The organism is Arthrobacter sp. Y3221114, assembly GCF_059092625.1.
The window spans coordinates 403,291-421,402 of sequence record NZ_JBNHHW010000001.1; the positions used below are offsets into that span (position 1 = coordinate 403,291).

Consider the following 18,112-nt stretch of genomic DNA (forward strand, 5'->3'; position numbering starts at 1 on the left):
CGCGCGGACCCTTCCGGCGCCGCTAGCCGCTCCGGTCCGCGGAGGAGCACGCTTCGGTGATAAACCGGTACACCTTCCGGGTGAAATCCTGTCCGCCGTCCAGCCGGAGTACGCCGTGTCCGCCCGTGGTCCTGATGGTCACCGGAATCTTGGTGCCCACCTTGTCTTCGGCCAGGGCATGCGGATCGCAGCGGGTCGGCACGACATGCAGGGCCAGCCGCGACGCCGGGTCCGTTCCGGCCACGTGGATGTTCCCGGGCCACGGGTGGTCGGCGTCTTCGTTGAGCAAGGTGGTGGTCCCGAAGGATTCGATCACCAGCGCCCCATTCCGGCCGGACGGCTGTACATCAATTTCGACGACGGCCGCGTTGCTCCCGGCCAGCACCTCCAGCCCGGGATTGACCCGCAGCTCGGCCACGGAAGCCGCCGCCTGCGCCAGGCAGTCCCCGGAATGGTTGCGGGTGAGCACACCGTGCGGATCGGCGGCGGGGACTTCCACCGTGCCGGGCGCTGGCCCCTCGCCGTCCAGGGTTACCGTAATCCGATGCGCCGCGGCATCCGCGGGGCGACCGTCCGTACACCGGGCGGCCGGCAGGTCCGCCGGCAGGCTCACCGTTGCACCGGCAGCAATCCTGGTCCCGCCGGTGCGCGTCGGCTTCCAGTCCGCGGCGCCGTCGTAAAGGGGTGATTGCAGCGCCGCGGACGTGACGAGCAGGGGCTCCTCGGAGGTGTTGGTGATCATGAGGGTGACCACCCGGTCGGTGTAGTCCGCACGGCTCTGGTCCACGGCAGCAGAGACCGAATCCCGGGCGCTCGGGGAGGCGGGCGTGAGGCTCCCGGGAGCGTCCGAACATGCGGCCAGCACGGCTGCCGACATCAGCAGCAGCACCGGGCCGTTGCGGTACCGCAGGGGACCGGGAGCCATGCCACTAAGGTAGTACCAACTTCAGTGGACGTGATCCTCACCGGCGGCGAAAGGGCAACTTGTGGCCGAACGACTGATGCTCCTCGACACAGCGTCGCTGTACTTCCGGGCCTTCCACGCCCTGCCGGACACGATCAAGGCCAAGGACGGCACGCCCGTGAACGCCGTGCGCGGGCTGCTCGACATCATGGCCAGGCTGATCACCGACTACCGTCCGACCCGGCTGGTGGCCTGCTGGGACAACGACTGGCGCCCTGCCTGGCGGGTGGACCTGATTCCCACCTACAAGAGCCACCGTGTGGCCAGGCTGGTACCGGACGGCCTCGATATCGAGGAGACCCCGCCGGGCCTGGTGGCCCAACTGCCCCTGATCCGCCAGGTGCTCGACGCGCTCAAGGTCACCGTCATCGGAGCCGACCACCATGAGGCCGACGACGTCATCGGCAGTCTCGCGGCCCAGGCCGACGTGCCGGTGGACATCGTCACGGGGGACCGGGACCTGTTCCAGTTGGTGGACGACGACCGCGGGGTGCGGGTGATCTACACGGCACGGGGCATGAGCAACCTCGAGGTCATGACCGACGTTGCGGTGGTGCGCAAGTACAGCGTGTTGCCCAGCCAGTACGCGGACTTCGCCACGTTGCGCGGAGACACGTCCGATGGGTTGCCCGGAGTTGCCGGCATCGGCGACAAGACGGCGGCCGGGCTGCTGAAGGATTACGGCAGCCTCGACGGGATCGTTGCTGCGGCAACAGATCCGGCGGCTTCCATGGCGGCACGGTTGCGGGCGAAGATCACGGAGGCCGCCGATTACCTCAACGTCGCGCCGACCGTCGTCGGCGTCGTCCGCGATCTGGATCTTGGCGCATTCGATGCCGGCCTCCGGCCGCTGGACACCGAACAGGCAGAGCGGCTCGAACAGCTCGCGAAGGACATGAACCTGGGCGGACCGTCCCGCCGCATCCTGCAAGCGCTCCAGGCGGTTGGCGAGCCGGCAGAGTAACCGCCGGTGGGCAACAATGCCAGCGCGGGTTTCGGGCAAGTCCATTAAGGTAAATACGTAATCGACGCCGCGGCGGGGCGAGGGGCGCCCGCAGGGCAGGCACCCCGACACCGATCGGACGGTTCCGGCAGGGTCGGCAGTGCCGGCGAGGCACCCAAGGGATGGAGACACCATGAGCACGGCCACAACCAGGGACCTGCAGCCGCCGTCGCTGCCTTCCGCGGACAGCCATGACCTGATCCGGGTGCAGGGCGCGCGGGTGAACAACCTCAGGGACGTCAATGTCGAGATCCCGAAACGACGGCTCACCGTGTTTACCGGGGTCTCGGGATCGGGCAAGAGTTCGCTCGTGTTCGGCACCATAGCCGCAGAGTCGCAGCGCATGATCAACGAGACCTACAGCGCGTTCGTCCAGGGCTTTATGCCGACCTTGGCCCGGCCCGAGGTTGACTTCCTCGCGGGCCTGACGACCGCCATTATCGTGGACCAGGAGCGGATGGGCGCCAATCCGCGCTCCACCGTCGGCACGGCCACCGACGCCAACGCCATGCTGCGGATCCTCTTCAGCAGGCTGGGGGACCCGTACATCGGGTCGCCCAACGCCTTTTCCTTCAACGTCCCGTCGGTGAAGGCCAGCGGGGCCATCACGGTAGAGCGCGGCGGCAAGACCAAGGCGGAGAAAGCGACCTTCAACCGGCTCGGGGGGATGTGCCCGCGTTGCGAGGGCATGGGCTCGGTCAGCGATTTCGACCTGTCCGCGCTCTACGACGACACGAAGTCGCTCTCCGAAGGCGCGCTGACGGTGCCCGGCTACAGCATGGACGGGTGGTACGGCCGCATCTTCAGCGGCGCCGGCCTGCCCATGGAGAAGCCAATTGCGAAGTTTACGAAGAAGGAGCTCCACCAGCTGCTCTATTCGGAGCCGACCAAGATCAAGGTGGAAGGGATCAATCTCACCTATGAGGGCATGATTCCCAAGATCCAGAAGTCGATGCTCTCCAAGGACCGGGAGGCGATGCAGCCGCACATCCGGGCCTTCGTGGACCGGGCGATCACCTTCGCCACCTGTCCCGAGTGCAACGGAACCCGGCTGGCCCAGGAGGCGCTGTCGTCGAAGATCCGCGGTAAGAACATCGCAGACCTTTGCGAGATGCAGATCAGCGACCTGGCCGACTGGCTCCGCGATCTGGACGAGCCGTCGGTCGCCCCGCTGCTTACCGGCCTGCAGCACCTGCTCGACTCGTTTGCGGAGATCGGGTTGGGTTACCTGTCGCTCGACCGGCCAGCGGGGACGCTGTCCGGGGGAGAGGCACAGCGCACCAAGATGATCCGCCACCTGGGCTCATCGCTCACCGACGTCACCTATGTCTTTGACGAACCAACCATCGGCTTGCACCCCCATGACATCGAGCGGATGAACCAGCTGCTGCTCCAGTTGCGGGACAAGGGCAACACGGTGCTGGTGGTGGAGCACAAGCCCGAGACGATCGCGATTGCCGACCACGTCGTGGATCTCGGGCCGGGCGCCGGCACGACAGGCGGGACGATTTGCTTCGAAGGCAGCGTCGAAGAACTGCGGGGGAGCGACACCACCACCGGCCGCCATCTTGACGACCGGGCGTCCCTCAAGGAGTCGGTCCGCCCGTTCACCGGTGCCCTGGAGGTCCGGGGCGCCTCGACGCATAACCTGCAGGACGTGGACGTCGACGTCCCGCTCGGAGTGCTTGCGGTGATCACCGGCGTCGCCGGTTCGGGCAAGAGCTCGCTGATCCACGGCTCGGTCGCCCGCCGCCCCGGGGTCGTGGTGATAGACCAGGGCGCGATCAAAGGGTCACGACGCAGCAATCCGGCCACCTACACCGGATTGCTTGAACCGATCCGAAAGGCGTTCGCCAAGGCAAACGGTGTCAAGCCGGCTCTTTTCAGCTCCAATTCCGAGGGCGCGTGTCCCGTCTGCAACGGCGCCGGCGTCATCTACACGGAGCTGGGCATCATGGAGACCGTCGAGTCCACCTGCGAGGAATGCGAGGGAAAGCGGTTCCAGGCTGCGGTGCTGGAATACAGGCTTGGCGGCCGGAACATCGCCGAGGTGCTGGCCATGCCGGTCAACGAGGCCGAGGAGTTCTTCAGCACCGGCGACGCGCGCACACCCGCCGCCCACAAGATCCTGGAGCGGCTCGCCGACGTGGGACTGGGCTACATGACGCTCGGCCAACCGCTCACCACGCTGTCCGGCGGCGAGCGGCAGCGGCTCAAGCTGGCGACCCAAATGGGCGAAAAGGGCGACATCTACGTGCTCGATGAGCCAACGACGGGACTGCACCTGGCCGACGTCGAGCAGTTGCTCGGCCTGCTGGACCGCCTCGTTGACTCCGGCAAGTCGGTCATTGTGATCGAGCACCACCAGGCAGTCATGGCGCATGCCGATTGGATCATCGATATCGGCCCCGGAGCCGGGCACGCCGGCGGCCGCATCGTCTTCGAGGGGACGCCGGCCGAGCTCGTCGCCGATCGTTCCACGCTGACCGGTAAGCACCTCGCGGCGTACGTCGGATCCTGAGCGGACGTCGCCGCCGGTGTCCCGAACTCCGGCGGCAACGGGGGTGCAGAGTTATGTCAAGCTAACGCTGTTGAAGGGGCCCACAACCCGGGGGCTTGGCCGCGGCCGCAACGGTTCCTCCAGCCTTCAGCCCGCCGCCCGTTAGTACGTCTCCGGACGGCACGTCGGCTGCCTGCACCCAGCCGACGTGCCGCCGTGAGCCAGTCAGTCAGTCTGCGAACGGATTCGTGAACGGATCAGCTGTAAGCAGCCGGCCAGCCAAAGGAGAATCTTCACCAAGGAAGCTGCGCATGTTGCTTATGGACAGCTTGGTCCAGTGCGCAGCCGACTGCACGAGTGAAAAGGGTTGCGGCAGGCCCAGAACAGTCTCAAATCGGCCCCCGCTCAAGCGTTTCCATAACGCCGATAATCCACATTATGTCAAGTAGTCTCGAGCTGTGGTCCCAACCAACGAAGCCGGCCCGGGCCAGTGCTCCTCCCCGATGCAAGGTTCGCGGGGCCTTTCCGGACGGATGCGCTTAGCGGAAGTGAGCGAAGACCCGAACCGGGCCTGCTTTGAAATCTGATCCCTCGGTCAGTCCCATGGACTGGTAGAAGGCGCGTTGCCGAGGTTCATCATCGGTGATGAGTACCGTTTGCCGAACGTGCTGGTACCGCTCTCTCACCTGATCAAAAAGGGCGCGTCCGACGCCGGTTCCCTGAAACGCCGGGTGCACCAGGATGTCTTGCACATAACAGATGGTTGCATCGTCCGAAATGGTCCGAGCGAGGCCTATCAGCTTGCCGTGCTGAGTCCGAGCCGCTGCTACGAAGGACGAGTTCCTTATCGCACGATAGAGCAGATCCGGGTTGTTGGTATAGGCCGCCCAACCAACAGACTCATAGAGCGAAAGCAGTTCTGCATCGGATACTGGCAGGGCGGTCGATATCGTGAAAGCAGCCACTGACCTAGTGTTGCACTGCGATATCCCTCGGCGTCTGAAGCGGTGGAGTCCCGCGCGCCCCGGTTTCCGGTCGCCGAGCTGGATGCCTGGATGTGCCGCAGTCCCCTGCCTCCTGACAGTTGGTGACCGTTTGCTTCATGAAAGACCTTCACCTCGGCTTGGGAGCCGGTTTCGGCAGGTTCTTACCGTTCGCTGGAGGCATCCAGGCGTCACTGAAGCGGGCGAGAAGAGGGCCTGCGACCGCCAGGATCATCACATATGCTGCAGCGATGGGCCCCACCACTGTGTAGCCTGCCGCAACCGCCAAACCGGCAATGACGACAGAAAACTCACCCCGGGTGACCAGAGCGGCCCCCGCCCGGAGCCGTCCACGCTGCCGCACGCCTTCTTTTCCTGCTGCCCACCAGCCCGTACCCAGTTTCGTAGCAGCGGTCACGACGGACAACAGCAGGGCTGCAGGCAGGATGGGCCACATGTCCGCAGGATCGATGGCCAGGCCAAAGGTCACGAAGAAGATTGCTGCAAAGAGATCGCGCAGCGGGCTCAAAACGCTCCGGGCACGGTCGGCAAAGTGCTGGGGAATCGCTATACCCACCAGGAAGGCGCCCACTGCTGCGCTGGCGCCCATACCCTCGGCCACTCCGGCAACGGCCAATGTAATGCCGAGGAGGCGCAACATGACCTGTTCATTCTGGGGATGAGACAGCAGACGTCCCATCCGGAACCCGGCCTTACGTGCCGCGACCAGGGCGAGCGTTACTGCGCTTGCGGCCAGGGCTACTCCCCCGGCTGCCTGCCAGGCTCCGCCGCCGGCAAGGACCACAACCAGGATTGGAAGGAACAACGCCATGGCGATGTCTTCCAGGACCAATATCGACAGCACCGCCGGCGTCTCCCGGTTACCCAAACGGCCCAAGTCATCCAGCAACCTGGCGATGATGCCGGACGAGGAAATCCAGGTGACTCCCCCAAGCGCCAAAGCCGCCTGCCACGGCAGCTGCAGCACCAGTCCCAGCAGGAACCCGGGGACCGCGTTCAGCAGGAAATCTATCAAGCCCGAGACACGATGCCGCTTGAGGCTGTACATCAGCTCTGCCGCGGAGAACTCGAGTCCCAGCAGGAGCAGCAAAAGGACGATGCCGATCTCCCCCGCGGTTTCCACAAAGGGCCCCGCTGCATGCACCGGCAGCAGTCCGTCCTCTCCGAACGGCAACCCGGAAAGGAGGTAAAACGGGACCGGTGAAAGGCCAAGCCTGTGTGCTAGAAGCCCGAGCCCGGATAGGACGGTGAACAGCACTCCCAGTTCGATCAGGAGGAGCGACAGGTGTGTCACGTTCAGGTGGCGGTCGGCGCATTGATGAGAGCTTCAAGTGCGGCAAGACCATCGGCCGACCCCAGGGCTATCAAGTCATCGTTGGCCAGCAGCTGCTCCTGCGGAGTGGGGCCCGTGATCACGCGGTCTCCGCGGATGATCGCCACGATTGAGCATCCCGTTCGGCTGCGGGCCTTGCTGTCGCCCAGCGGCCGACCGGCATACGGTGAGTTTGGCCGCATGGTGAAGCGGCTGGTTTCCAGTCCCGGGACCTCCCTGGAAAGATCCGCAAAGCGCTGCATGATCCGGGGCGCGCCCAGAAGCTCGGCCAGCTGTAACGCTTCTTCCGGTTCCAGTTGGAGCTTGCTGACTGCCCGGTCCGGATCGTCCTCGTCAAAGGTGAGGATGTCGGCCCCGCCATTCCGATCGATCACCAGGGAAAAACTGACGTTGGTCCTCGTCTTGAGGTCATAGCGCATGCCGACGCCGGGGAGCATGGTTTCGACAATTTCCACAGCACGCTCCTACGTTGAAGGCCGATATAAGCCGACTCACAACGGCACAGACCCGGGAGCTGCACAGCGGCCTTGCCGAGGATCAGGCCGAGGGTTCTGATCGGTTGCGGGCCCGGAGATGCAAGCGTCTCCGTGACGGCAACGGTATCCCGTTTTGCATCCCGGCGGGACCCCTGAATGCAGTCATCCAGCGGGCGAACCTGATCAACCGGGATGGCTTCACGCAAACGTGCCGCACCCGCCCCACGGAATGCCCCGCACGCCGCGACGGTCTTTCGCCAAGCCCGCCTGTGGTGAACACTAAACAGCATGCGAACCTTTGGCGTGGAGGAAGAGCTGCTCCTGGTGGACGCCAAGACCGGCGCCCTGGCGTCCGTCTCGGAACAACTGCTCCGGGATCAGGGAGACTCTGCGACCCTGGATACACCCCGCGATACGGCTTCCCACAGTGGTTACAAGGGCAGCCTGATGTCGGAGGTCAAACAGGAACAGCTCGAAGCAGTGTCGGCCCCGTACAAGGATCTGCAGGACCTGGCCGCGGGCATCAGGGCCGGGCGGGCCGAGGCTGACCGGCAGGCGCGGCGTTTCGGCGCCAGGGCTGCAGCATTGGGCACCTATCCCCTGCCTGCCACTACCAGCATCGTGCCGCGCCCGCGATACCAGGCCATGGAATCCCGGTTTGGGATGACCCTGCGTGAACAACTTACGTGCGGGTTCCACGTACACGTTTCGGTTGCCTCCGATGAGGAAGCCGTGGCCGTGCTTGACCGGATCCGCGTCTGGCTGCCGGTCCTGCTCGCGCTCAGCACCAACTCCCCCTTCTGGCAAGGCGTGGACAGTGGCTACGCCAGCTTCCGGTACCAGGTCTGGAAACGTTGGCCCACCGCCGGGCCGACCGGCATCTTCGGCTCCCCCGATGCCTACCACCACCTGTTGGGGATGCTGCTCGAGTGCGACGTGCTGCTGGATAAGGGGATGATTTATTTCGATGCGCGGCTCGGTCAACGGCATCCCACGGTCGAAATCCGCGTGGCCGATGTCTGCCTCCAAGCGGAACATGCCGCCGCCGTAGCCGCTTTGTGCCGGGGGCTGGTAGAGACGGCGGCCCGCCAATGGAGCGACGGCGGCCCGCCGCCTCCGGTACCGGCGGAGCTGCTGCGCCTTGCTTCCTGGCGGGCCAGCAGGTCAGGACTGGAAGAAGAACTGCTCCACCCCTTGAAGAGCGACCGCACCCCGGCCCGAAACGTGGTCGGCGCCCTGCTCGAACACGTCGGCCCCGTGTTAGCGGAAACGGACGATCTGGAACCCATACAGACCGTCGTCGATGGAATCCTTCGGGACGGGACCGGCGCGGCAAGGCAGCGGGGAGTCCTCGCGCGCCAGCACAGACTCACCGACGTCGTCTTCGATGCCGTCAGGAACACGCACCTTCCGGCCGGCATCCTCTGAGCTCCCGGCTGGCGGAAGCGCCCGCCTGGAAGGGGCAGCCGACGGCGCTATCCGGCGTCGTAAGCGCGCTGCAGTTCGCCGATGTCGATCTTTTTCATCTGCAGCATGGCTTCCATGGCCCGTTGGGCCTTCTGCGGATCCGGCCCGCCAATCAGCTGCGGCAACACGGAGGGAATGATTTGCCAAGACAATCCGTACTTGTCCTTGAGCCATCCGCATTGGCTCTCGGCACCGCCGTCGGCGGTCAACGCGTCCCACAGCCGGTCGACCTCCGCCTGGTCGTCACAGTCCACCTGCAGGGAAACCGCCTCATTGAACGTGAACTGGGCTCCCCCGTTCAGCGCAGTGAAGGACTGGCCGTCCAACTCGAACTCTACGGTCAGCACCTGACCTTCCGATCCGGGACCGCTTTCGCCATAGTGCGTCACGTCGAGGATCTTGGAGTTGTTGAACAGCTGGACGTAGAACTGTGCTGCTTCTTCGGCCTCGCCGTCGAACCACAGGCACGGTGTGATCTTCTGCATGATGGGCTCCTCCCCTGCGTCAGTCGTACCAGCACCACTCCACGGGTGTGTGCACGGAGCGCCCGCCGGCAGTCCAGACCCCGCCGGCCTCCCTGTTCAGCGCGCGGCGGCCAGCGCCAGGGCCGTGGCGTCCGTGTCATCCGGGTCTATCACCTGCAGGCGGCACCCCTCCCCTTTGGGCGCCGCATAGCCGGGAAGCCGCATGCTCTCACTGCAGCGGTGAAGCTCCTCAAGCGCCGCAGCTTCAATCCGTGCATGCTGGAGGTTGATGGTGACACCGCGCCCGGGCGCAAGAGCGCTGGTGCGGCGGACCAGCGAATACAGCGCCACAATGTTTCGGATTGTCACGTGTCCGCGCACTTCGATGTTGGCGGATTCCCTGTCGATATCCAGCCGGACGACCACTCGCAGTTTGGGATCCATACTTTGTCCCCTCAAGAGTTCCCCATGGCCGCTCCTTGACCGGTGATCATCATAAAAGGACGAATGTGGCGTGGGCAACAGACACCGTGGAATATTTCGCGCCACTGAACGCGGGTACGGCGGGGGCGGCGGCGGCACCGGGTGGTCGGGTGCTTCATGTTACGGACCGTGTCCCGCTGGCCGGCCCGCGTCGCTTGGCTTCGCCGAATCGAGAGGCGCGCCTGCGCTCATCGCACGAGCACCGCGATGCCGGTGGCGGCCGCCGCCCACAGGACGCTCGCGAACGTGCCCAGGATAAACCGCTCGGCCGCCCCGGACTGGCCGAGCTCCGAATACCGGCCCAAGCCTTTCACCGCCAGGACAACGGCCAATCCTTCCGGCCAGGCGGCCAGCAGGGTGGCCGCGATGGCCGTCCGCTCGAGCACCCCGATCCAGGCGCCTCCGCGGAGGACCGGAGATGCTTCGGGATCGGTGGTGTTGTCCGGGTGCGAGGCATTGAACGACAACCGCAGGATGGTCACGGTGGCCGGGCCACCGCCGATCGCAGCCGCTGCCAAGCCCAACGCATAGGCTGCCGGGCCGAGACCGCCCGGCCCCAAGACCGCCAGCAATCCCGCGATGCCCAAGAGCAGCAGTGACACGGCGCTGGCTGCATACAGCCAGCGGTTGCCCCGGCCCTGGAACCGCTCGAAGTACATGGGCGCCGCGACCGCCGCCGCCACGCAAAGCGCCACCAGTGCCATGACGCTCATCGGTCGGCTCCTTCCAGCAGCGCTTGTGCCGCCAGCCGCGCTCGGCGCCACTCCTGCCAGAGTCCACTATGCAGCCTGCTTGAGACTGCCTGCTGGGTGATGCCGAGCCGGTCGGCGATTTGCTGCTGGGTGAGTCCTTCGTCACTGAGCACCCCGGCTTCGGTCGCCTGCGTGCTGCGCTTCCGTGCCACGGATACCAGCAACTGCAGCACCGCTTCGGCGTGGCCGGCCTCCGGACGGGCGCCGGAGACGGCGACGTTGCCCGGCGACGTCTTGGCCGCGGTCACCGCTTCGCGTGCCCGCTCGAAGGCCTCGCCGGAGCCCGCCCGCGTAGACTCCGGCAGCGGACTGACGACTCCGCCCACACCTATTCCCACACTCCAGCGGTTGCTGACGGCCAGATCCAGGGCAAGATCCGCCGCCACGGCGGCATCGGCGACCACTGCCTGCATCTCGTCGCCGGCGGTGCGCTCGAAACCGCGCACCAACGGACGGGCCGGGTCATCATTTAAAGTGCCGAGCGCGCCCTCGACGAGGTCCAGCTGGCGGCGGGACCGCCGCTGGTCGACCGTCAACACGAACATACAAACCTGCTTCCTTGTTGCTCCCGCGACAAGTATGCAGGCTTGTAAACCGCGACACAACCTTGCTAGTCCCCCCGGTGGTGGCTCACCAGCCCCAGCAGGTTGCCTTCGGGGTCGCGAATGAAGGCCATCCACTCGTCCATGCCGGCCGGCCCCAAAGCATCATCGGCATGCCGGAAAATGATGTGTGGTTCTTCGACAATCGGTGTTCCAGCGCCGCGCAGCTCCTCGACCCGGTCCCGGACCGACTCGACCTGCAGGTACAACAGGGCGGCCGGCGCGCCTACCTCCAGCAAGAGGCGCACGCCGTCGAGATCGAAGAACACCAGGCCCGGCGGGTCGAACACCCCTGCCGGCGGATAACCGAGCAGGTCGGTGTAAAAAGCGGTTGCACGCTCGAGCTCGTGCACGCCGAGCGCAACCTGTGCCAACTTCATGACTGCCGCCCCTCCCCCTCGGCCGCGGGCTGCGGCCCCTGCCCGACTACGACGAGTTCCAGCCCCAGACCGGCTCGTCCCTCGCATCGTACGCCCGCCCGCGCCCGATAGTGTGGAGGGGTGACTGAAACATCGCCCCGGCTCCGCACCGGCATCCCGCTGGCGGCAGCATCGCTGGACCTGGCCGCCGTCGTCATTTTTGCGGCAGCGGGCCGAAACACGCACGAACACGGACTGGCCCTGGCCGGAATCCTGATCACCGCGAGCCCGTTCCTGGCCGGCGCCCTCGTCGGCTGGCTGGCCTCGCGGGGCTGGCGCCACCCGGGTGCCCTCTGGCCAACCGGAGTCGCCGTCTGGCTGGCCGCAGTGGTCCTGGGACTCGCCCTGCGCGGCCTCGCCGGGGGTGGGCTGGCCCTGTCCTTCCAGATCGTCGCCCTCCTGGTGCTCGGCGCCCTCCTGCTGGGTTGGCGGGCGGCGGCCGCGCTGTTCATCAAACTACGTTTCGCCCGGCGGGTGGAATAACCTCGGTTATAGGGAAGAACACCCAGTTCCAGCAGAAAGGCAGTGCAGTGGCTACAGCATTCGTTCTCATCCGGACCGATGCGACCCGGATTCCGGAGTGCGCCCAGGAGATCTCCGAGATCGAGGGCATCAGCGAGGTCTATTCGGTCACCGGCGAATGGGACTTGATCGCCGTGGCCCGCGTCGCCAAGCACGACGAGCTGGCCGATGTCATTGCCGACCGGCTCTCGAAGGTCCAAGGCGTGCAGGCAACGACGACCCACATCGCCTTCCGCGCCTATTCGAAGCACGACCTGGACGCGGCCTTCTCGCTCGGATTCGAGCACTAGGCTTCACAACCGCGCAGGAGTGCCCCGGACATCCTGTCCGGGGCACTCCTGGTTAAGCTGTCGCGGCCCGAACGAGGGCCCGGAGTCAGCGGGTGGCGTCGATCCAGCGCTGCAGCGCCTCGGCGGCGGCACCGCTGTCGATGGCTTCCTCGGCCCGTCCCACACCGACGGCCAGCCGTTCCAGCAGCGGCGCGTCGGCTGCTGTGTCGTTGGCCACCAGGGCGGCGGCTGCGTTGAGGACGACGGCGTCGCGCACCGGTCCCTTGTCCCCCGCGAGCACGCGGCGCACGACGTCGGCATTTGCGGCGGCGTCGCCGCCGCGAAGGTCGTCCAGCGTGGCCCGGGGGATGCCGAGGTCCAGCGGGTCCAGCTCGTGTTCCGCCACGCCTCCGCCACGCACCTCCCAGACCGACGAGGGGCCCGTGGTGGTAAGCTCATCCAGGCCGTCCCCGCCGCGGAAAACGAGCGCACGGATCCCCCGGGCAGCCAGCACCCCGGCGATCAGCGGTGCCAGCCGGGCATCGGCAACGCCGATGGCGGCCGCCGTGGGATTCGCCGGGTTGGTCATCGGACCCATGAAATTGAAAGCGGTGGCCACACCGAGTTCCGCGCGCACCGCGCCCGCATAGCGCATCGACGGGTGGAACACCTGGGCGAAACAGAACGTGATCCCCGCTTCGACGGCGGTCTGAGCCACCCGTTCCACCGGGAGGTCAAGGCGCACCCCGAGGGCTTCGATCACATCGGCGGAACCGGACGACGACGACGCGGCGCGGTTTCCGTGCTTGACGATTCGGGCCCCGGCCCCCGCGCAGACCAGGGCGGCCATGGACGAGATGTTCACGGTATTCTGCCGGTCCCCGCCGGTACCGACGATGTCCAGCTTCTCCCCCGGAATGTCGATGGGCCGGGCGTTGCCCACCATGGCCTCCACCAAGCCGGTCAGCTCATCGACCGTCTCCCCCTTGGCCCGCAGCGCGACCAGGAAGCCGGCCATCTGCGCGTCGGAGGCCCCGCCGGACATGATGGTGTTCATTGCCCACTGGGTCTGGGCGGTCGTGAGGTCCTGCCGAGAGATCAGGGCCGAGATCAGTTCAGGCCAGGTGGGTGTGTTCTGAGCGTTGGGTTCGGTCGTCACTTCACTAGGTTATCTACGTTTCGTAGAAACTTCCGGATTGTTAACTTCCGCGCCGTTCCGCGGAATCCAGCGGTTCAGGAACCGAAACGCGGCGCCACGCGTTCAAATGCATTGGTGAAGTGGGCAGATTTATAGACATAATGGCCTTGTGACAACTGCAACCCATGCCCCCAGTACCCCGGCGCATCCAACGCTGAACCGCCCCAATCTGGTTTCTGTCGGAACCGTTGTGTGGCTCTCCAGCGAGCTGATGTTCTTCGCCGGCCTTTTCGCTATGTACTTCACGCTCCGAGCCACCTCAGGCGACATGTGGGCGATGGAAACCGAGAAGCTGAATGTTCCGTTTGCGCTGGCCAACACCATCATCCTGGTGTCCAGCTCCTTCACCTGCCAGTACGGCGTCTTCGCCGCAGAGCGCTTGCAGGCCCGCCGCTCCGGCGGGCTCTTCAATGTCGCCAAGTGGGGCATGGTCGAATGGTTCCTGCTGACATTCCTCCTCGGCGCCATCTTCGTCTCCGTCCAGGCCTACGAATACGCGATGCTCGTCTCCGAAGGCGTGTCGCTGTCCTCGAACTCCTACGGTTCGGCGTTCTACATCACCACCGGCTTCCACGGCCTCCACGTCACAGGCGGCCTCATCGCTTTCCTGCTGATCATCGGCCGCGCCTACGTCGCCAAGAAGTTCGGCCATTTCGAAGCCACATCGGCCATTGTCACGTCGTACTACTGGCACTTCGTCGACGTCGTGTGGATCGCTCTCTTCATCATCATCTACTTCCTCAAGTAGACGGCAGAAAGGTCCGCGCCTCGCTGCGGAGCCGGCCGGCCGAACATCTACACACACGCACCGCAAAGTTAGGAACCAACAAGTGAAGGCACTCTCCCAGAGGCGACGACATCCCCTGGCGGCCGTTGCCCTGCTGCTCATGGGACTGCTCGTCACCGGCGGACTGTACGCCGTTGCCGGCAACGTCAACGAGGCCAAGGCCCAGACCACCACCTATTCCGCGCAGGACATCGAAGAGGGCGAGAAGCTCTTCGTGGCCAACTGCGCAACTTGTCACGGAATTGGTGCTGTCGGGGCCCCGGAGGGTGCGCACGGCAATCAGGCCGGCCCGTCGCTGATTGGCGTCGGCGCGGCCTCCGTCGACTTCCAGGTAGGGACCGGCCGCATGCCCATGCAGATGAACGGCCCCCAGGCACTGGAAAAGCCGAACCAGTTCAACGAAGAGCAGACCATGCAACTGGCGGCCTACGTAGCCTCCCTCGGCGCCGGTCCCGCCATTCCGGAAGAAGAATTCCTCGACGTCTCCCAGGGTGATCCCGCCGCAGGCGGCGAGATCTTCCGGGTCAACTGCGCCATGTGCCATAACGCTGCCGCAGCGGGTGGGGCCCTGACGCGCGGCAAGTTCGCGCCGGCGCTGAGCGGCGTCAGCGAAGCACACATCTACGAGGCCATGGCCACCGGCCCGCAGAACATGCCCGTTTTTAGCGACGCGAACATCTCCCCCGAGGAGAAGCGCGACGTCATCGCCTTCCTGAAGACCATCGAAGAGCAGCCATCCCCCGGCGGCTTCGCGCTTGGTGGGCTCGGCCCCGTGTCCGAGGGCCTGCTGATGTGGACGCTCGGGTTGGGCGTGGTCATCGCGTTCACCATCTGGCTGACCCAGCGGTCTTCCTAACCTTCGCTTCCGGCGGCCCCAGCGGGCCGCCGGAGAAGCGCCAACAGTCATTATGAGTTTTGAACTATTTAGAGAAGGATGAGAGGGATCATGGGCGACCATAGTCACGGCAGTCCGAACACCTCGGGCACCGTTGCTACGGCTGGTCAGAGCGACGTGGAGAAGTTTCAGGATCCTGGACTCCCCCCGCACCGCCCGCGCCGTGCCGACAAAGATCCCCGGGCGGAAAAGCGAGCCGAACGCCAGGTTGCGATACTCTTCGTAATCTCCATCATCGGCACCGTGCTTTTCTTCGTCGGGTACTTTGGCATCCGCTTGGATGACACCACCGCAACGCTGCGACTGCAGAATTTCACCCTCGGCATGGGCACCGCCTTTGCCATGCTGGGCATTGGCGTGGGCATTGTCCACTGGGCCAAGACCCTCATGCCGGACCACGAGATTGTGGAAGAACGCCACGAGGTCCGCACCGAGGAAGACCGCAAGGACGCCGAGCAGATCATCGGCCAGGTCTTGGACGAGTCCGGCATCTCCCGCCGTCCGTTGATCCGCAACACCCTGATCGGCGCCGGCGTGCTGGCGATCCTGCCGGCCATCGGCATCTTCCGCGACCTGTCCAAGGACCTCAACCCGGACGTGCTGCGGCACACCATGTGGGACGCAGGTGTCCGGTTGACCCGCGACCCGAGCGGCACCCCGATCAAGGCCTCGGATGTCACCATTGGTTCGGCGTTCCACGTCATCCCCGAGGGGCTCAACGAGGCCGAGCACAAGCTCGAGGAGAAGGCCAAGGCCGTCGTCCTCTTGATGCGCCTGAATCCCGACGAGCTCCAGGTCTCCCCAGGCCGTGAAGACTGGAACTACAATGGCATTGTTGCGTACTCCAAGATCTGTACCCACGTTGGCTGCCCGGTGGCGCTGTACGAACAGCACACGCACCACCTGCTCTGCCCTTGCCACCAGTCGACCTTCGATGCGGCCCAGGAATGCAAGGTTGTGTTCGGCCCCGCCGCGCACGCCCTGCCCCAGCTCCCGATCAGCGTCGACGACGAGGGCTACTTGATCGCCACGAGCGATTTCCATGAACCTGTCGGACCGAGCTACTGGGAGCGTGGCTAAGCATGAGCGCTTCAACTGATACCTACGTACCCAAGACGCGGGCCGGACGGATCACCAACTTCGTCGATACCCGCGTCGGCGGTTCGTCGATCGTCAAGGAATTCGGCCGGAAGATCTTCCCGGATCACTGGTCGTTCATGTTCGGCGAAGTGGCGCTTTACTCCTTCGTCATCCTGCTGCTCACCGGAACGTTCCTGACGTTCTTCTTCGATCCTTCGATGGCTCATACGCACTACGACGGACCGTATGTGCCGCTCAAGGGCGTCGAGATGTCCGTCGCCTACCAGTCCACCCTGGAGATCTCCTTCGAGGTACGCGGCGGCTTGTTCATGCGCCAGCTGCACCACTGGTCTGCGCTGCTGTTCGTCGCCTCGGTGTCCTTCCACATGCTGCGTGTGTTCTTCACCGGTGCGTTCCGCCGCCCGCGTGAGCTGAACTGGGTTGTCGGCTGTGTCCTGTTGATCCTGGCCCTGGCTGCCGGCTTCACCGGCTACTCCCTGCCGGACGACCTGCTCTCCGGCAACGGCCTGCGCATCATCGATGGCGTGATCAAGGCAATCCCGCTGGTCGGTACCTACATTTCGCTGCTGCTCTTCGGCGGCGAGTTCCCCGGTACGGACATCGTGGGTCGCCTGTACGTGCTTCACATCCTGCTGGTCCCGGCCTTGATCCTCCTGATGATCGCCATCCACCTGTTCATGGTTGTCGTGCACAAGCACACCCAGTACCCCGGCCCCGGCCGTTCCGAGACCAACGTCGTCGGCTTCCCGATTGGCCCGGTCTACGCGGCCAAGGCAGGCGGCTTCTTCTTCGTTGTCTTCGGCATCCTGGCCGTCATAGCGGCGAACTTCCAGATCCTGGCGATCTGGGACTACGGACCCTACGACCCCTCCCCCGTTTCGGCCGGTACCCAGCCTGACTGGTACATCGGCTGGGTGGACGGCGCGCTGCGCCTGATGCCTGGTGTCGGCGAGTTCGTGATCTTCGGCCGGACCATTTCGCTCAACGTGCTCCTCCCGGCCCTCGGCCCGGCGGCCCTGCTGTTCACGGTGATGTTCGCATGGCCGTGGATCGAGAGCTGGATCACCAAGGACACCCGCGAGCACCACATCCTGGACCGCCCGCGCAACGTTCCGTTCCGCACCGCCACCGGCGTCGCCGGCATCGTCTTCTACTCGGTGATGTGGGCAGCTGCCAGCTCCGACTTGATCGCCACGCACTTCCACGTGTCGCTCAACGACGTGACGTACTGGCTGCGCGCGCTGTTCTTCCTGGGCCCGATCCTCGGCTTCATGGTCACGCGCCGCATTTGCCTGGCGCTGCAGCGCAAGGACCGCGAGATCGCCCTCCATGGCCGGGAGACCGGACGCATCGTCCGCCTGCCGCATGGAGAGTTCATCGAAGTTCACGAGCCGTTGAATGAGTACAAGCAGTACCGGCTGGTCAGCTACGAGTCGCCCGAAGTGATCCCGGCGCAGCCGAATCGGGCCGGACACATCAAGCGCACCGAGAAACTGCGTGGCGCCCTGTCGCGGTTCTTCTTCGAAGACCGTGTGGCACCAGTTACCCCGGCCGAGCTGGAGGCTGCGCACAGCCACCACGCTGAGGTTGAGGCACCTGCCGAAAAGGCGGAAGTCAGCGCCCGCTAAGGCAACGACTGCCAAAAGAATGGCCCCGGACCTGTTCCGGGGCCATTCTTTTTGCCTCGACCGTCGGCGAGGCCCCTGCCCGGACTGGGCCACGGCAAGGACGGGCAGTTGCGCAGGCCCAATGCTTTCCCGTCCCCGGGCATGCCGGCCAGTCAGCACAACAGCGTTAACGAGCTCTTCCAGCAGGGACCGGACGCGTCCGTGCGGCCTACAGCGGCGCCTTGGCGGCACCATAGCGGCCAGCA

General features: G+C 65.4%; 19 protein-coding genes. 9 read left to right on the plus strand and 10 right to left on the minus strand.

The genetic code is table 11. From position 1 onward, the window contains the following. Window positions 1-22 precede the first annotated feature (22 nt). Window positions 23-925 (minus strand): fimbrial biogenesis chaperone, encoded by a 903-nt coding sequence (locus AC5RV3_RS01895; protein ID WP_494120691.1) that lies wholly within the window; start codon window positions 923-925, stop codon window positions 23-25. Window positions 926-986: 61 nt separating this feature from the next. Between AC5RV3_RS01895 and AC5RV3_RS01900 the strand changes: the two genes are divergently transcribed. After that, a complete protein-coding gene (locus tag AC5RV3_RS01900) occupies window positions 987-1,928 on the plus strand; it encodes a 5'-3' exonuclease (RefSeq protein WP_494120692.1) in 942 nt (313 codons plus the stop codon). Window positions 1,929-2,100: 172 nt separating this feature from the next. Beyond that, window positions 2,101-4,488 carry an ATP-binding cassette domain-containing protein gene (locus AC5RV3_RS01905; RefSeq protein ID WP_494120693.1) on the plus strand — a complete coding sequence of 796 codons (2,388 nt, stop codon included), beginning with the start codon at window positions 2,101-2,103 and terminating at the stop codon, window positions 4,486-4,488. A gap of 518 nt (window positions 4,489-5,006) precedes the next feature. Here the strand turns inward: AC5RV3_RS01905 and AC5RV3_RS01910 are convergent. From AC5RV3_RS01910 to AC5RV3_RS01920, 3 genes are all read right to left on the minus strand, one after another. Then, window positions 5,007-5,432, minus strand: coding sequence for a GNAT family N-acetyltransferase (locus AC5RV3_RS01910; protein WP_494120694.1), 426 nt, complete (start codon window positions 5,430-5,432; stop codon window positions 5,007-5,009). A 148-nt stretch (window positions 5,433-5,580) separates the two neighbouring features. Then, complete coding sequence (locus AC5RV3_RS01915) at window positions 5,581-6,765, minus strand: cation:proton antiporter (protein ID WP_494120695.1); 1,185 nt, start codon at window positions 6,763-6,765, stop codon at window positions 5,581-5,583. A gap of 2 nt (window positions 6,766-6,767) precedes the next feature. Beyond that, a complete protein-coding gene (locus tag AC5RV3_RS01920) occupies window positions 6,768-7,259 on the minus strand; it encodes a cation:proton antiporter regulatory subunit (protein WP_494120696.1) in 492 nt (163 codons plus the stop codon). Between the two features lie 309 nt (window positions 7,260-7,568). Between AC5RV3_RS01920 and AC5RV3_RS01925 the strand changes: the two genes are divergently transcribed. Next, a complete protein-coding gene (locus AC5RV3_RS01925; RefSeq protein WP_494120697.1) occupies window positions 7,569-8,708 on the plus strand; it encodes a glutamate--cysteine ligase in 1,140 nt (379 codons plus the stop codon). A 47-nt stretch (window positions 8,709-8,755) separates the two neighbouring features. On the opposite strand, the gene AC5RV3_RS01930 is transcribed toward AC5RV3_RS01925, so the two are convergent. The 5 genes from AC5RV3_RS01930 to AC5RV3_RS01950 all read right to left on the minus strand — a co-directional run bounded on the left by AC5RV3_RS01930 (window position 8,756) and on the right by AC5RV3_RS01950 (window position 11,428). After that, entirely contained in the window at window positions 8,756-9,232 is a 477-nt protein-coding gene (locus AC5RV3_RS01930; protein ID WP_494120698.1) for a VOC family protein, read from the minus strand. Window positions 9,233-9,328: 96 nt separating this feature from the next. Further along, window positions 9,329-9,655, minus strand: coding sequence for a hypothetical protein (locus AC5RV3_RS01935; RefSeq protein WP_494120699.1), 327 nt, complete (start codon window positions 9,653-9,655; stop codon window positions 9,329-9,331). A gap of 227 nt (window positions 9,656-9,882) precedes the next feature. Then, window positions 9,883-10,407 (minus strand): hypothetical protein, encoded by a 525-nt coding sequence (locus AC5RV3_RS01940; RefSeq protein ID WP_494120700.1) that lies wholly within the window; start codon window positions 10,405-10,407, stop codon window positions 9,883-9,885. After that, window positions 10,404-10,991 (minus strand): sigma factor-like helix-turn-helix DNA-binding protein, encoded by a 588-nt coding sequence (locus AC5RV3_RS01945; RefSeq protein WP_494111179.1) that lies wholly within the window; start codon window positions 10,989-10,991, stop codon window positions 10,404-10,406. The genes AC5RV3_RS01940 and AC5RV3_RS01945 overlap by 4 nt, the downstream gene beginning before the upstream one ends. Before the next feature lie 65 nt (window positions 10,992-11,056). Beyond that, entirely contained in the window at window positions 11,057-11,428 is a 372-nt protein-coding gene (locus tag AC5RV3_RS01950) for a VOC family protein (RefSeq protein WP_494120701.1), read from the minus strand. A 120-nt stretch (window positions 11,429-11,548) separates the two neighbouring features. Between AC5RV3_RS01950 and AC5RV3_RS01955 the strand changes: the two genes are divergently transcribed. Next, window positions 11,549-11,950 carry a DUF3054 domain-containing protein gene (locus AC5RV3_RS01955; RefSeq protein ID WP_494120702.1) on the plus strand — a complete coding sequence of 134 codons (402 nt, stop codon included), beginning with the start codon at window positions 11,549-11,551 and terminating at the stop codon, window positions 11,948-11,950. 47 nt (window positions 11,951-11,997) lie between these two features. After that, window positions 11,998-12,279 carry an Lrp/AsnC family transcriptional regulator gene (locus AC5RV3_RS01960; RefSeq protein ID WP_493978425.1) on the plus strand — a complete coding sequence of 94 codons (282 nt, stop codon included), beginning with the start codon at window positions 11,998-12,000 and terminating at the stop codon, window positions 12,277-12,279. An 85-nt stretch (window positions 12,280-12,364) separates the two neighbouring features. Here AC5RV3_RS01960 and trpD read toward each other — a convergent pair whose 3' ends face one another. Continuing rightward, window positions 12,365-13,417, minus strand: a complete 1,053-nt coding sequence (trpD, locus tag AC5RV3_RS01965; RefSeq protein WP_494120703.1) for an anthranilate phosphoribosyltransferase — start codon at window positions 13,415-13,417, stop codon at window positions 12,365-12,367. A gap of 148 nt (window positions 13,418-13,565) precedes the next feature. Here trpD and ctaE point away from each other — a divergent pair, with 148 nt between their 5' ends. The 4 genes from ctaE to qcrB all read left to right on the plus strand — a co-directional run bounded on the left by ctaE (window position 13,566) and on the right by qcrB (window position 17,867). After that, window positions 13,566-14,204, plus strand: a complete 639-nt coding sequence (ctaE, locus tag AC5RV3_RS01970; protein ID WP_494111183.1) for an aa3-type cytochrome oxidase subunit III — start codon at window positions 13,566-13,568, stop codon at window positions 14,202-14,204. Window positions 14,205-14,286: 82 nt separating this feature from the next. Next, window positions 14,287-15,099: a cytochrome bc1 complex diheme cytochrome c subunit gene (gene qcrC / locus AC5RV3_RS01975; protein WP_494111184.1), complete on the plus strand. Its 813-nt coding sequence runs from the start codon at window positions 14,287-14,289 to the stop codon at window positions 15,097-15,099. 90 nt (window positions 15,100-15,189) lie between these two features. Continuing rightward, on the plus strand, window positions 15,190-16,218 hold the full coding sequence (gene qcrA / locus AC5RV3_RS01980; RefSeq protein ID WP_494111185.1) for a cytochrome bc1 complex Rieske iron-sulfur subunit: 1,029 nt from the start codon (window positions 15,190-15,192) through the stop codon (window positions 16,216-16,218). Between the two features lie 2 nt (window positions 16,219-16,220). Then, the gene (gene qcrB / locus AC5RV3_RS01985; protein WP_494111186.1) at window positions 16,221-17,867 is read left to right on the plus strand and encodes a cytochrome bc1 complex cytochrome b subunit; all 1,647 of its coding nucleotides are present in this window, start codon (window positions 16,221-16,223) and stop codon (window positions 17,865-17,867) included. Window positions 17,868-18,112: the final 245 nt, after the last annotated feature.

Bases quoted from the DNA above. Each gene is read 5' to 3' on its own strand.
- AC5RV3_RS01895 (WP_494120691.1), bottom strand. From the start codon at position 925: ATGGCTCCCGGTCCCCTGCGGTACCGCAACGGCCCGGTGCTGCTGCTG.
- AC5RV3_RS01905 (WP_494120693.1), top strand. From the start codon at position 2,101: ATGAGCACGGCCACAACCAGGGACCTGCAGCCGCCGTCGCTGCCTTCC.
- AC5RV3_RS01925 (WP_494120697.1), top strand. From the start codon at position 7,569: ATGCGAACCTTTGGCGTGGAGGAAGAGCTGCTCCTGGTGGACGCCAAG.
- AC5RV3_RS01930 (WP_494120698.1), bottom strand. From the start codon at position 9,232: ATGCAGAAGATCACACCGTGCCTGTGGTTCGACGGCGAGGCCGAAGAA.
- AC5RV3_RS01935 (WP_494120699.1), bottom strand. From the start codon at position 9,655: ATGGATCCCAAACTGCGAGTGGTCGTCCGGCTGGATATCGACAGGGAA.
- AC5RV3_RS01940 (WP_494120700.1), bottom strand. From the start codon at position 10,407: ATGAGCGTCATGGCACTGGTGGCGCTTTGCGTGGCGGCGGCGGTCGCG.
- AC5RV3_RS01945 (WP_494111179.1), bottom strand. From the start codon at position 10,991: ATGTTCGTGTTGACGGTCGACCAGCGGCGGTCCCGCCGCCAGCTGGAC.
- AC5RV3_RS01950 (WP_494120701.1), bottom strand. From the start codon at position 11,428: ATGAAGTTGGCACAGGTTGCGCTCGGCGTGCACGAGCTCGAGCGTGCA.
- qcrA (WP_494111185.1), top strand. From the start codon at position 15,190: ATGGGCGACCATAGTCACGGCAGTCCGAACACCTCGGGCACCGTTGCT.
- qcrB (WP_494111186.1), top strand. From the start codon at position 16,221: ATGAGCGCTTCAACTGATACCTACGTACCCAAGACGCGGGCCGGACGG.